Genomic DNA, 14,586 nt, shown 5'->3' with positions numbered 1-14,586 from the left:
GTACTTCTCGCATCGTCTCAATAGATGCAGTATTGTAACTATTATTTATGGCTTATCCAATTGAAGACACGACCAAGGAAATCAAATAATAATGTACATGTCGTACCTCAAACGATATTGAGAACATAATCCCGTAAAATTCAAACAATCCTAACGCAACCAAGCCCTAGCATTCCTAAACATGCGCATCCACGCACCGTCATCCGCCCATCCCTCAGGCTTCCAGCTATGATTAATTGCACGTAGATTACGCTCAGGATGTGGCATCATTAAGGTCACACGACCATCAGTGCTACAGATACCCGTTACCCCGCCGATTGAACCGTTCGGGTTTAGCGGATAAGTTTCGGTTGGGTTGCCACGACTGTCTACATAACGCATTGCAATTTGACCGTGGCTTGCCATGCCTTCGATATCTGTCTCATTCAACGTTGCCAGACCTTCACCATGTGCCACTGCAATTGGCAAGATGCTGTCTTGCATTCCCTTAAAGAATAAAGATTTGGTACGCTCAATTTTAACATTGACCGTACGCGCTTCAAATCGAGCTGACTTATTGTAGGTGAAGCGAGGGAAGTTCTCAGCGCCTGGAATTAAGTCTTTTAATTGCGCCATCATCTGACAGCCGTTACATACGCCCAAACTAAAGGTATCAGGACGGGCGAAGAAGCGCACAAATTGCATGCGTAACTCGTCATGGAATAAGATGGAGTTTGCCCAGCCAGAGCCTGCGCCCAATACGTCACCATAACTAAAGCCACCGCAAGCGACTAAGCCATTAAAGTCACGTAAGTCTATACGACCTGCCAGCAAGTCACTCATATGCACATCGACAGCATCGAAGCCTGCGCGTACAAAGCCTGCAGCCATTTCTAACTGACCGTTGACCCCTTGCTCGCGTAAAATCGCAACTTTTGGTTGTTTAGGACGGGTGGCGAGATACGGCTCTTCTACTTTTTGATTGAGGTCGAAGTTTGCTTGTGCGATTAAACCGTGATAATTGGCATCAGCAATTAAGTCAAATTCTTGTTGGGCACATTCTGGGTTATCACGACGTTTAGCAATTTGATAACTGACTTGCGACCACGTTTGTTGTAGCTCACTACGGTTAAAGATGAGTGCATCCTTACCCTGATGCAGTGGCGTAATAATGGTTAATGGGTCTTGGTTAGCACCGCCTACTGGCGTCTCAAAGATTTGCCCGATTAGACTCATCATATTGGCAACATTGTGCTCATCAGCCAATGTCATTACTGCTTCAAGGTGCTCTGGCAAGACTTGAATGACCGCACCCAATTCTTCGGCAAATAACTGTCCAAGTAAGTTATCATTGGTTATATTCAGGTTGATTGCTACACGGTTAGTAAATTGCATCTCTGCCACAGTCGCAAGTAAGCCCCCATCACCTATATCATGGTAGGCGCTGATAACGCCTTGCTCACTGCCTGCTTGAATAAAGTTAAAAAAGTTAATTAAATCTTGCGGACTAGCCAAGTCTGGACATTCGTTACCGAGCTGGCTTTGCGTTTGCGCTAATATTGACCCGCCCAAACGGAATTTTCCATGGGATAAATCTAATCTATATAGGGCGGAATCGGTATTGATTAGCTCTGGGGTTAACGTTTTATTCACATCGACAACAGGTGCGAAAGCGGTAATTACCAGACTCATTGGGCTCACAACAGATTTGTCCTGCCCGTCCTCTGTCCAATTGGCACGCATAGACAACGAGTCTTTACCCACTGGAATGGCAATGCCTAAAGCAGGACACAGCTCTTCACCAACCGCATAGACAGCATCATACAGTGCTGCATCCTCGACATCTTCGCCGCAAGCTGCCATCCAGTTTGCCGATAAGGTAATGTCTGAAATCTTGTTAATACGAGCGCCTGCAATGTTGGTAATCGCCTCAGCTACGGCTAAACGTGCTGACGCTGCTGGATTAATGAGTGCCACTGGAGGACGCTCGCCCATACTCATGGCTTCACCAGTATTGGCCAATAAGCCTGAGCTGGTTACTGCGCAGTCTGCCACGGGTACTTGGTAACGTCCAACATACTGATCTTGAGTGACCATGCCAGTGATAGAGCGGTCGCCAATACTAATTAAGAACGATTTGCTGGCAACCGTTGGATGACGTAATACATCGTATATCGCTTGTTTAATATCAAACGTTTTCCCTGCATCTGCTAAGTCTAATGGTGCAAGCTCTCTTGTTTTACGCGCAAATGAACGCTTCATTTGCGGAGTACCGCCAAGTAATACCTGCATTGGCATATCAACAGGTTGATCATCTAGCAGTTCATCATCAACTTGTAACTGACGTATTTTAGTCGCAGTCCCCAAGATAGCGTACGGGCAACGCTCACGTTTACAAATGGCATCAAACAACTCTCTGCTTTCTGGACGAATCGCCAATACATAGCGCTCTTGCGCTTCATTTGACCAGATGGCCATTGGCGACATACCCGCTTCAAGTGATGGAATATGGCGTAGGTTTAGATGCGCGCCCATGTCATGATCATCAACAAGCTCAGGCATCGCATTGGATAGACCACCTGCACCAACGTCATGAATTGACACGATTGGGTTACCATCTTTACCGGCATTACTGGCGTCAACATCATTGTTAGCTAACGCCCAGCAGCGATCGATAACTTCTTGGCAACGACGTTCCATCTCTGCATTGTCACGCTGTACAGAGGCAAAGTCTAGACCTTCATCAAGCTCTCCACTGTCTACCGACGACGCAGCACCACCGCCTAGGCCAATTTGCATTGCTGGGCCGCCCAGTACGATCAGGAGATCGCCCTCTTGAATGCTATTCTTCTCTACCAAATTACGTTTAATATTGCCATAACCACCAGCAATCATCATTGGCTTATGATAGCCACGCATCTGACTACCGTCTTTATCAGCGCTTAAATCCAACTGAAACGAACGGAAGTAACCGCATAGATTCGGACGACCAAACTCGTTAGAGAAGTTAGCAGAACCGAGCGGTGCTTCGGTCATAATCTCTAAGCTGGATGCCATACGATCTGGCTTGCCATAATCTTTACTGTTTACTTTTCCTGACTGCTCCCACTTCTCTGGTAGATCTGGCAAATGTAAGTGCGATACATTAAAGCCGGTTAGACCTGCTTTTGGCTTACCCCCACGCCCTGTGGCACCTTCATCACGAATTTCGCCACCCGCACCCGTTGAGGCACCTGCATAAGGAGCGATAGCAGTTGGATGGTTATGCGTTTCCACCTTCATTAAAATGTCGATGTTTTCCTCATGAAAGTCGTAACGGTGCATCTCTTTAGATACTGCGTCATCTCCTAAAGAACCGCCAAGTTGTACGATCGGTAACGGATAAAAACGCTGAGCTTTAAAACCTTCCATCACTGCTGCATTATCTTTATAAGCAGATAAAATACCCTCTGGATTCGTCTCATGCGTGTTTCTAATCATCTTAAACAACGATTTCGGCTTTACCTCATCATCAACGGTCCACTCTGAGTTAAAGATTTTATGACGGCAATGTTCAGAGTTGGCTTGGGCGAACATCATCAGTTCAACATCGGTAGGATTGCGCTTGAGCTCTCCTTCTGGATTGCCATACGCATTCATCAAATAATCGATGTCATCACTAGATAAAGCAAAACCAAACTTTTGGTTCGCTTGCTCCAAGGCACTGCGACCCTGCCCCATAATATCAACATAATTTAAGTGGGCTGGACTATGATCATCAAATAACAGTTGAAGTTTATTCATGTCATACACTAAGCTTTGGGTCATGCGATCATGCAAGATTTGCTCAGCATCTGAAGGCAGTTTAGTCGGTAGATTATCACCCGTTAAGGTAAATACAATGACCCGCTCGACCCGCTCTATGGCAAGCTCGCAGTTATTAAAAATATCCGTTGCCTTACTTGACCATGGAGATATTGTGCCAAAGCGTGGGCTAACGATAACTTGTACTTGGTTAGATCCTGCACGGATGAGACTCAGCTCTTCGCCTTGATTTAATAAATCTAACGCCTTTTTATGCTCTGTATCATTTAGCTCACGTGATAAAACATACACTTGTTGGGTATCTATTTTTCTCACTGCGCCAGTCTTATTTAGCGACGTTTGGCTATTCAACTGCTCAATCAATTGATTGGTTTTAAATTCGGTTAAAAAACGGTGTCCAGCGAGGGTCATCATAAGGCTATTTCCGCAGAGTAGAGTTTTAGACAGTTTTCAGACAATAATGAAAGGCATGATAACATCAGTCAAAAGCAATTAAAAAAATTCTAAAGTTATGTTGGCTCAATATTATAGCAAGAAGTTGGCGGTAGCGTTGCATTGTAGAGACAACTTATATGGTAATTCATATCTTTATAAACTTGCATGGGGCCAATTAGGCTTGGGTAACATATAAATATTATTCAACCTTATTCAGATCTATCCAGTCTACCTAAAGATGTCATTCAACACGCTTAATTAACTATGACATTGGTTTAAAACTTTCAGTCTCTCAATTTTAAATAAAACAAAAAAATAATTTTAATTAGATTTCTACTTAGAAGGTAGTTTAAATCATTTACTTAAACCAGCAGGTTCTTACAAAGCCTAACAGTAGCTTACGTTTTAATCATACTGGTAAATAAGTTGGCGTTTTACTATAAGTTTTAGTTTTTAATAACCTAATTTTTAATAATCCTAATTTTTAATAACCCTAACAGGAAGATAATTATGAACAAACAGGAAATTATTGACATCATCCATGACATGATAAAAGATGTTAAGTTTGCCATGATGACGACCGTGACTAATGAAGGTCATTTACATGCGTGTCCAATGACCACTAGTGAATCTAGTCTTACAGCCAAAGAAATATGGTTCATTGGCGATAAAACTACTGAAGCCATAAAAAATATCGAAAAAAATCCTCAAGTTAATCTATCTTATGTCAGTCAAAAAGATAAAGATTACGCCTCTATTAATGGTCAAGCTGAGCTAGTTGAAGACAAAGCCAAGTTAGACGAGTTATGGACACCGATTTATAATGCCTTTTATAAACAGGGTAAAGAAGATGAGAACATTCAACTTATTAAAGTGGTACCGCATGGGGCAGAATTCTGGAAGAATGGTAATAGCGTTGTTAATGCGGCTAAGTTAGCGGCTGCCGCTGTTCAAGATGGAATAATAGCCGATAACATTGGAAAAAATGCATCTATTGAGTTTTAACATTTAACGTTTCTTTTTATTTGTGCTGTGTTTATAAGTTTCTATTAAATTAAACAAGCCCAAATTAAAAAAGCCAGCTTCTCGCTGGCTTTTTTCAAATTAGATATTTTAAATACCTGTCTTGCTGCATAAAATATCTAGCCGTGCTTTAGATATGGCCAAGCGGCGCGCATATATATCATCATTGACCATAATGTCAGTATTACAGCAGCAACCATAAGACCATAACCTAACAATTCCAGCGACTGTACATTCAATAGCAATACAATAATCGCTATCATTTGAAAGGTGGTTTTAAGCTTGCCGACATAGGACACTGCAACACTGGTGCGGGCGCCAAGCTCTGCCATCCATTCACGTAATGCAGATACTGCAATTTCACGTGAAATTATCACAATTGCGGCAATCGACATAATAATATTAGGATGCCACTGCACTAATATAATCAAGGCCGCTGCGACCATCAGCTTATCGGCAACAGGATCTAAAAATCGCCCAAATGCAGACGTAATCTTCATTTTTCGAGCGAGGTAGCCATCTAACCAATCTGTAATAGCCGCCAAAATAAACAAGACAGTTAATAATAAGTGCCTAAGCATGCTATCGCTAAAGGCATCCATATTCATACCCAGGTTAGCAATAGCATTATCCGATATCATAGGGACACCAATACCTAAAGCAGGTGGCCAATAGGCAATCGCAATAAATAACGGAATCATCGCAATACGGGCAATAGTTAAATTATTGGGTAAATTAAAAATACTTGCAATGGCGTCAGGGGGTAAATTTGACTGTGAGTTTGATTCGATCATGGCAACATTCAGACAGTATGTGTTGGTAAGTAGCTTATCATTTTAACTTGTATTTAGTAAGACCAAACCAAGCTGTATATTTATAAACTGCTATTGATATAGTTTATGAGCTAGTGAAGCTAAATTTAGCGATATGAAACTCAAGCGTATATTATAGACTTACTATAGCGCAGGCAAATTAAAAATTTATGAACTATCAATTTTAGACCATATTCTCCTATTGATGTATGACGATACAAATGGGATAACGTGTTGCCAAACATGAACGATTGCGATGACAATATTAAAATTTTAGCTAGAAACGGGCCAAGGTTTGGCGGAAGTATAAATAACCATTATTTATTCATCATATGTATATTACTTTAACTGGGAACTGGGGCATCATCTAATACATCAAATAGACCACAGCTAAACCTCTTATCTATTTAACTAAAATAAACATTTAACTAAAATAGCCATCAAAACGTACCACATCATTTTGCCAGCTTTCGTGCGCAGCACGACTCGCCAATGGGGGTGCAGATACAGGTCGCTTGACCACAACTCGCCCGCCCTCTTCTAAGATGTCTAGTCCCAGTTGCAGTAGGTGTCTTTCTTCAGCAATATCTGGCAAGTTTGCAATGTGATGCAAGGCTTGCATATGTTTTCCTACTTTAGCGCCCTTACCCGTTTGGGTATTATCATAGCTGTTTTCTGGAAACATTGGATCTAAATATACAACATCAAACTTTTGGTTTAATTTGCTAGAAAGCTCGCTCATGTAGTAAATTGATTCACCAAATTTGATGGTCAACCTCGCCATTAGTTTCTGCCAGTTTTTATGCGTCGCCATTGTTGCACGCTCGTTTAATAACATTAAAGTCATTAAAGGGCTACGCTCGAGCAGGGTTACATGAGCTCCAGTACTTGCTAAGATCAAACTGTCATGACCAAATCCTGCTGTGGCATCTAACACTTGGCTTTTATTCGTTAATTTACAAGCTTGCAAAAGTAATTCAGATTTTCGCCCCGCACTAACTACTCGGCGCTGTAATGACTGCCAATCAGGCGCTACACTCATACCATCGACTAAAAGCGATACCCTTTCTTTTTCATCGATAATTAATACCGGCTGCCCATAATCATTACTAAGCTGCTGACGTACCTTTTGTGTCAGCTTATTAGGCGCTTTTATTAGGGTTAATGAAACCGGCAGATCAGCCACTTCAATTAATCGCTGTAATCTATAAAAACTATTTGGCGGAGTATTTTTAAAAGTACTATCAGCGTTAGTGTTATTGATATTATTGGCATTATTAACATAAATAAGCGGTACACTATTACTCTCAGTACGCATCAAACTAGCCTTTTATTTCATAGCCAAACAGCAGGGTGACAACCAACACTGCTACCCCTGTAGCAATACGTAACCATGCAAAAATCGTAAAGTCACGTCGGCTAACCCAATCAACAAGCCAGCGGATACATAAAAGCGCTACAATAAAGGAAACTATTACACCGACACCAAGCACCGTCCAATCCTCTGTGCTCGCTAGCGCCTCCTTGTGTTTTAACAAATCTAGCAAACCTGCCCCCATAATCACAGGAATCCCTAAAAAGAAGGAAAATTCGGCAGCAGCTTTGCGTGAAACCCCTAGCCACAATGCACCAATAATGGTCGAGCCTGATCGGGAAGTGCCTGGTATCAAAGCTAAGCACTGGAATAGACCAATGAGTAACGCTGTTTTCAAGCTGACATCTTCAGCCTCCTCCGCTACCACTGGTATCGGCTTACGCTCAACATAAAAGATGAGCAATCCCCCAACAATTAGCATCACAGAAACGGTATATGGATTAAATAAATATGTTTTTATTTGATCAGCGAAAGTAAACCCTACCAACATAACAGGCAAGGTTGCCACAATAAGACCAAGACCAAGTTGGCGAGGGTTGGCAAGCCCATCCGCCTTTCCAGTTATTAGTCCAATCAGTGCGTGCCATAAACGTCCCCAATACTCATAGATTACGGCTAATATTGCTCCCAGTTGGATGACAACAATAAACAGATCAGCTTTTTCTTTAGTCCAAAAATCCATGATATCTGCGGACAAAATTAAATAGCCTGTACTTGATATAGGTAAAAACTCAGTAATACCTTCAACGAGGCCCATAATTATGGCTTGTATGACAAGTAAGATATCCAAAATTAGCACTCACTTTTTATAGGGTAATAGTTAAAAGAATTCATCAGTTCATTTCAAAACAGTCAAACGTTTTTGCCCTGCTCTTTAAGCGTTTTCCAAGCGTTATTGCGTAAATAAATAGGCAAGGCTTGATCAGCAGGCACACCGCCAGACTTCATAAATTGAGCGACACCAAGTGTTGCAATAGATGTTGCATCTGGGCACAATTCGGCGACTATTTGTTGGTCTGCATGCACAGATAACAAAGCGGCTCCATTGCCAATAATAGGTAACGGCTTTAGAGTCCTCTCATTATAATCCAGCAGTACTTCTTTACTGCCATCAACCTGAGTCATAACCTCATAAGATTCAAAGTGACTTAGCTTATATTCGCCGAAATAGACCTGCTGCATTCTAGCATCCAATGCCGCATACACATGATTCAACCTATGTTTCTCAAACGCCATTTGCGCCAATGCGGCAAGGCTTGAAACTCCGACACAGGGTAAATCATGAGCAACTGCTAACGCTTGTACCACTGAGGTATTAATACGAATACCACTAAAAGCGCCTGGTCCTCTATTGAATATCAGTGCGGTTAACTGCTCAAGCTTAATATCAACTTGCTGCAAGGCCACATCTATCAACGGCAGTATTTGTTGCGTTTGCTCTCTTGCACCTGTGAGAGTTTGGCGACTTAAGATTCGCAAATCTTTGCTGATCACTACCACAGAGCATTGCTCAAAAACGGTATCTATTGCCAAAAACATAACGGCCTCTTTATGCGAATTTTAAATGTATTACCCAAGTAGACTAAAACTGGCATAGCCTATTTACCTATGACAGTTAACCTATGATAGTTAGCCTATAGTCGGAAGCAGGGAATTTAGGTAAAAGCGACCTACCTCAGATAGTACACCTAGGGATCTCAATACTGTAACTCTTTAGCTTGCCTTTGACTATATGACAGTATAGGAGTTAGTAGTCGATATAAATAAGTTGACTATCATAACACTCACATTGGTTTTGATAAATCAGTCGTTATTATTTATCCGATGATTCACTAAAAAAGCCAGATACAGTGAGGTATCTGGCTTCTACTTATAGCCTTTAAGGATAAGAGTCGCAATTATTTTGGCATGCTTGCAGAAATTTGCTGCAAGATTTGCTCAATTTCACTGTTCGCTTCTTGCTCCTTATCCAAGCCACCTGTTGGTGTCAGCTGATTGACGACTTCTGGTAATAACTCAGCCAATCCCTGACGGACCTCTGTCTCATCAGCGCCTACTTGTTGACTGACTTGCATAATTTCGTGCTCATCGAAAAGCTTATTGATTTGATTGGGATCTATATTTTCGTTTTGCTGCTGCGTACTCATCCACGACTGCGCTTGATTACCAAAACCCATCTCCTGAACTTTAGACAGTGCCCCTGATAAGCCACCGTTACGCTTAATCCAACTTAGCACTAGAGGCATTAACGCTGCAATGAGCATCGCTTTTCCGCCACCCCCTGAACGTCTAGCACTACCCCCGCCTAGAACACTACCGAGCACACTGCCTAATCCACCGGCACCAGCATTACCCCCACGCTGACCACCAAGCATACCGCCAATGATATCATCCATACCAAAGCCATTCGATGCTGTATTTGATTGTTGGCCCCCCAATACGCTCCCTAAAATATCACCAAGCCCCCCTGTTTGACGGGGTTGGATACGCTGATTAACTGGGTTGCGCTGCGCATCAGAAGGGTCTAATGCTTGACGGGCGACTTGGCTGATTAAATTTCCTAATAAACTCATAATAATTCCTTGAATGCTTATGGCTATGGTTAGCTATGGTAATACTGTCACTTTGTGTTCCAATAACATGGCTTTAGTGGTTATAAGCCATTATTACCATTTTTAAAGTTACTTTTAATACAGTTGATAATATGACAGATCTTAAATATATAACAAATAGATGTTTAACAAAATACAGATATTGTAAACCAGCGGATAAATAAATAGGATGAAAGCAGGCTTAAGGTTTTTTACTATAGCGCCATTACAAAATAGCTAAAAGGAGATGGAGGTTTGCCTCTCAGAGTGACAGATTGTCTGTTAAATATTCCGTCAAAAGTAAGTTAGCATAGGGTAACCTATTCAGAACCACAACATACCTTAAGACCACTTTATGAGGATTTTGAGTTGCCGCCATGTGTTTGCGTTTACCTGATCTTGCCAAATAAGCACTGTTTTCTTAGTAGCAATCGGATGAACTGTTTGAAAACTAAGCTGTAAGCAATGACCAAAACGTCTACCTTGACAGAGGTTAGCTTCCCAAAGCTCTTGACGGTTACGACCTTCATATAAAAGCTGCCAATGAGTATTGGCGTTATTAAGATCTGGCGCATTAATGAATAAGGGCTGATTCGCTAGTTTTTCACTAAGAAATACTACTGTAATCGCTATGCCAGTAACCACGATACTGACCCACCACGGTATATCAAGAAGAATCATTAAAATTGCTAACCCTAAAAAATAGCTGGCGACATATAGGATTTTCCAATAACTTAACTGGCGGATGTCCGATGTCAATCGTTCAATCATAGTAGACGCCCTTTCTATTTTAGTGGCTTTTCTATTTACTTACATTGAAAGCTTATATTTCAAAACCATATTGAACTTATCGGACTTACAGGTTACTGCTATCCATCATAGGTATGAGTTGATGACGATAGAGACGTGCTTGGCTACATGGTTGTCAATAAATAGTTGCTGGTCATGAGTTACTGGGCATGCTGATATCGCTTTAATTTCTCGACTAATTGCGCAACTTTTGCATCCTCTGGAGTCTCCTGATTCATAAAGTAGTTTAACAAATCAGGATCCTCATATGTCAGTAGCTTGTTAAAGGTCGCTTGTTCATCTTCATCAGCCAGCAAGTAGTGATTCTTAACATAGGGATCAATGTAAAAGTCGAGCTCTTTTAGGCCTCGACGTGCTTGATAAATAACTCGTCTTTGCTCATTAGTGGGTTCTGGTTTATGGCTCATAGTGCTCATTCCTGATCTAATAAAAAGGGCAATAGAAGGTTTAACATCATTTTATTGAAAACTATCTCCATAGCAGTTAGCGGATAACACTAATTAAGCAGGTGTAGCTACGCCCGCTTTGCGCTACTATTTTGGCTTGCACTCGGGGCTAAACCGCTCTAACCGTTATGGTTATCAATACACAATAAATTAAAAGGCACAATAAATTAAAAGCGCCTTGCATCAATTCTGCAGCTGCTGCCACAAAGCCAAACCTTGTGCCGTCAATGCAACGTTATGCGTTCGTATAATACTGGCGCCTTGTTGCACAGCCAATAATGCGGCAGCCATGCCTACCCCATCTCGCTGTATTGCAATATGATTATCAAATACCGGAATGTTGGACTTGTGCAATACTTCGCCTAAGAAGCGTTTACGAGATATACCAAATAGAATAGGCAGGTTCAGCTCATGCAGTTCCGATAATTGATTTAATAGCGCCGTATGATGATCATATTCTTTAGCAAATCCAAAACCGGGATCAATGATAATATTATCTCTTTTTACCCCTGCTTTAATCGCAGTGTCTATTCGCTCTGATAGCTCGTTAAGTACTTCAATAACCACATTCTTATACTGGGCTTGGCTATTCATTGTTGTGGGCTTACCGCGCATGTGCATCAACACAACAGGTATATTTAATTTTGCAGCCATAGCAGGAGCTGACTGTCTTTGCAAAGCACGCACATCATTCCAAATATCAGCACCCGCTTGCACAGACTCTTCAATGACCAAAGGCGCACTGGTATCAATAGACAACCACACATCATCACCAAAGTTCTTTCGTATTGCCTCAACAACCGGCACAACCCTATTACACTCTTCCTCTTCACTAACAGGCGCTGCATTAGGTCGTGTTGATTCGCCCCCAATGTCAATGATATGTACTCCTGCTTGAAGCATGTGCTCACAATGGGTTAAAGCGTCATCGATTTTATTAAATTGTCCACCATCTGAAAATGAATCCGGTGTCACGTTTAAAATACCCATTACATTTGGGTAAGATAAATCAAGCGTTTTTTGTCTATCTGATGACAGGTGGGCTGTGATAACTTTACTAGGTAAGGGGTGTAACTTCATAAAATAGAGTCTTTGTCAGAATGTCTTATTGTTAAAATGATATATGTATATCATTTTAACAGATATAGCTTAAACATAATAAGGGGCTTAATGCCCGATAAAAAACCTCTCCCTACTGAGTAGAAAGAGGTTTAATAGGGCAAGATTTATTAAACTTTAACCACGTTAATAAATTTGATCACATGGCAGGTAGAGGTGGCGGTGTAGGACCAGATTTAACTTTATCATCCTTTTTGGGCGTAACATCAATAGGTTGATAATTTTTTGGTTCACGCGGAGCATCACCGGCCAAAATATCTTGAAGTTGGTCTCGATCAATCGTTTCCCACTTCATCAAGGCTTCAACCATGGCATGCATTTTATCTTTATTCGCTTCAATAATTTCACGAGCTATATCATATTGCTCTTCAAGTATACGTCGTATTTCTTCATCAACTTTTTGTTGGGTCGCTTCAGAAATAGTACGTGTCATGCCACCAAAATAACCTTGAGACTGGTCATCTTCTTCATACACCATGACACCCAACGCATCGGACATACCATACTTAGTGACCATAGCTCGGGCCATTTTTGTGGCTCGCTCAAAATCGTTTGAAGCACCTGTGGTTTTTTGATTAACAAAAACCTCTTCAGCAATACGCCCACCAAATAAGATAGCAATATCGCTTAACATCTTCGACTTATCGTAGCTGGTCTTATCAAATTCAGGCAGTTGCCAAGTTACGCCCAATGCCCAACCACGAGGCATAATAGTTACCTTATGTACCGGATCTGTTCCCGGTAGCATCTCGGCTACTAAAGCATGACCTGCTTCATGATACGCGGTGGCACGGCGCTCTTCTTCACGTAGCACCATAGACTTGCGCTCAGGACCCATAAATAACTTATCTTTAGCATCTTCAAAGTCATTCATATCCACACTGCCTTTGTTGCGGCGTGCAGCAAATAACGCTGCCTCGTTAACAAGGTTAGCCAGTTGGGCTCCACTAAATCCTGGTGTGCCGCGCGCTAGCGAGAGTGGATCAACACCGACCGTTGAAGGTAGTTTTTTCAAATGCACCTTCAAAATAGCCTCACGCCCTTTAATGTCAGGTAGACCCACATGAACTTGACGATCAAAACGACCAGGGCGCAATAAAGCTTTATCTAGCACATCTGCACGGTTCGTTGCTGCAATAACTATCACACCGTCATTACCTTCAAAGCCATCCATTTCAACCAAAAGCTGATTCAGAGTCTGTTCACGCTCATCGTTACCACCGCCCATACCTGTACCACGGCTTCGACCGACCGCATCAATTTCATCAATGAAGATAATACACGGTGCATCTTTTTTGGCTTTCTCAAACATATCACGTACACGCGATGCACCAACTCCAACAAACATCTCAACGAAGTCAGAGCCAGAGATTGAATAAAACGGGACTTTAGCTTCACCTGCAATAGCTTTAGCCAATAGTGTCTTACCTGTTCCTGGAGGGCCTACCATCAAGATACCACGAGGGATTGTGGCACCAAGCTTGGTAAATTTATCCGGATCTTTTAAGAAATCAACCACTTCAGTGACTTCTTCTTTGGCTTCTTCAACCCCAGCAACATCATTAAAGTCAACTTTGATTTGATCTTCAGACAGTATTTTGGCTTTGGACTTACCAAAACTCATAGGGCCACCCGCTTTTCCACCAGCGCCACCTTGCATATTCCGCATGAAGAACAAAAACAAGCCAATGATTAATAACACAGGGAAACTTGCAATAAGTAACTGCATCATAATACTTTGACGCTCTGGCGCAGCACCTTGAACATCTACCTTATGCTCACGCAGAGTAGGCATAAGCTCATCATCCGCCACAGGTGGCAGCACTGTTTCAAACTCAGATCCATTGACCTTCTCGCCCGTTATTTGCTGACCATCGATCTTGATGCTTTTGACCTGATCTTCTGTGACCTGAGTTACAAACTCTGAGTAATTGAGCGTATCAGGCTCATTACCACTGTCAAAGTTGCTAAATACCAGCACTAATACGCCGATAACAACCAGCCATAATAAGGTATTTTTTACCATATCGCTCACAAGTTATACCATCCCTTACGTGTTAATTTAGTCTTAATTCTGCCAGACATACAATTATAGCATGTGCTTGTCAGAAAAATACGGATCATCACTTTGTTAATACAGCATCTTTAACTTCTGTTATCACTATATATTGAGTTGACTACTGAATTAACGT

The 14,586-nt window shown here is 41.7% G+C and carries 11 protein-coding genes; 1 reads left to right on the top strand and 10 read right to left on the bottom strand.

Going from position 1 to position 14,586, the window contains the following annotated elements; genetic code table 11:
- Positions 1-150: 150 nt before the first annotated feature.
- A complete protein-coding gene (gene purL / locus AC2SLL_RS08895; RefSeq protein WP_486531334.1) occupies positions 151-4,197 on the bottom strand; it encodes a phosphoribosylformylglycinamidine synthase in 4,047 nt (1,348 codons plus the stop codon).
- A gap of 531 nt (positions 4,198-4,728) precedes the next feature.
- On the opposite strand from purL, the gene AC2SLL_RS08890 reads away from it, so the two are divergent.
- Positions 4,729-5,223, top strand: coding sequence for a pyridoxamine 5'-phosphate oxidase family protein (locus AC2SLL_RS08890; RefSeq protein WP_486531333.1), 495 nt, complete (start codon positions 4,729-4,731; stop codon positions 5,221-5,223).
- A 137-nt stretch (positions 5,224-5,360) separates the two neighbouring features.
- Here the strand turns inward: AC2SLL_RS08890 and pgsA are convergent, their stop codons facing one another.
- From pgsA to ftsH, 9 genes are all read right to left on the bottom strand, one after another.
- Positions 5,361-6,035: a CDP-diacylglycerol--glycerol-3-phosphate 3-phosphatidyltransferase gene (gene pgsA, locus AC2SLL_RS08885; RefSeq protein WP_486531332.1), complete on the bottom strand. Its 675-nt coding sequence runs from the start codon at positions 6,033-6,035 to the stop codon at positions 5,361-5,363.
- A 442-nt stretch (positions 6,036-6,477) separates the two neighbouring features.
- Positions 6,478-7,371: a class I SAM-dependent methyltransferase gene (locus AC2SLL_RS08880; protein WP_486531331.1), complete on the bottom strand. Its 894-nt coding sequence runs from the start codon at positions 7,369-7,371 to the stop codon at positions 6,478-6,480.
- Between the two features lie 4 nt (positions 7,372-7,375).
- Positions 7,376-8,218, bottom strand: a complete 843-nt coding sequence (locus AC2SLL_RS08875) for an undecaprenyl-diphosphate phosphatase (protein WP_486531330.1) — start codon at positions 8,216-8,218, stop codon at positions 7,376-7,378.
- Between the two features lie 62 nt (positions 8,219-8,280).
- Positions 8,281-8,967: a tRNA (adenosine(37)-N6)-threonylcarbamoyltransferase complex dimerization subunit type 1 TsaB gene (tsaB, locus tag AC2SLL_RS08870; RefSeq protein ID WP_486531329.1), complete on the bottom strand. Its 687-nt coding sequence runs from the start codon at positions 8,965-8,967 to the stop codon at positions 8,281-8,283.
- Between the two features lie 359 nt (positions 8,968-9,326).
- The gene (locus AC2SLL_RS08865; RefSeq protein ID WP_486531328.1) at positions 9,327-10,001 is read right to left on the bottom strand and encodes a YidB family protein; all 675 of its coding nucleotides are present in this window, start codon (positions 9,999-10,001) and stop codon (positions 9,327-9,329) included.
- Positions 10,002-10,361: 360 nt separating this feature from the next.
- The gene (locus tag AC2SLL_RS08860) at positions 10,362-10,790 is read right to left on the bottom strand and encodes a hypothetical protein (protein ID WP_486531327.1); all 429 of its coding nucleotides are present in this window, start codon (positions 10,788-10,790) and stop codon (positions 10,362-10,364) included.
- Positions 10,791-10,969: 179 nt separating this feature from the next.
- A complete protein-coding gene (locus AC2SLL_RS08855) occupies positions 10,970-11,236 on the bottom strand; it encodes an FAD assembly factor SdhE (protein WP_486531326.1) in 267 nt (88 codons plus the stop codon).
- 222 nt (positions 11,237-11,458) lie between these two features.
- Complete coding sequence (folP, locus tag AC2SLL_RS08850; protein ID WP_486531325.1) at positions 11,459-12,355, bottom strand: dihydropteroate synthase; 897 nt, start codon at positions 12,353-12,355, stop codon at positions 11,459-11,461.
- A 178-nt stretch (positions 12,356-12,533) separates the two neighbouring features.
- On the bottom strand, positions 12,534-14,420 hold the full coding sequence (ftsH, locus tag AC2SLL_RS08845; protein WP_486531348.1) for an ATP-dependent zinc metalloprotease FtsH: 1,887 nt from the start codon (positions 14,418-14,420) through the stop codon (positions 12,534-12,536).
- Positions 14,421-14,586 lie beyond the last annotated feature (166 nt).

This window comes from Psychrobacter sp. CX97, from assembly GCF_057396285.1.
Note: the sequence above shows the minus strand (reverse complement) of the source record. Positions and strands in the feature narration are given on the sequence as shown.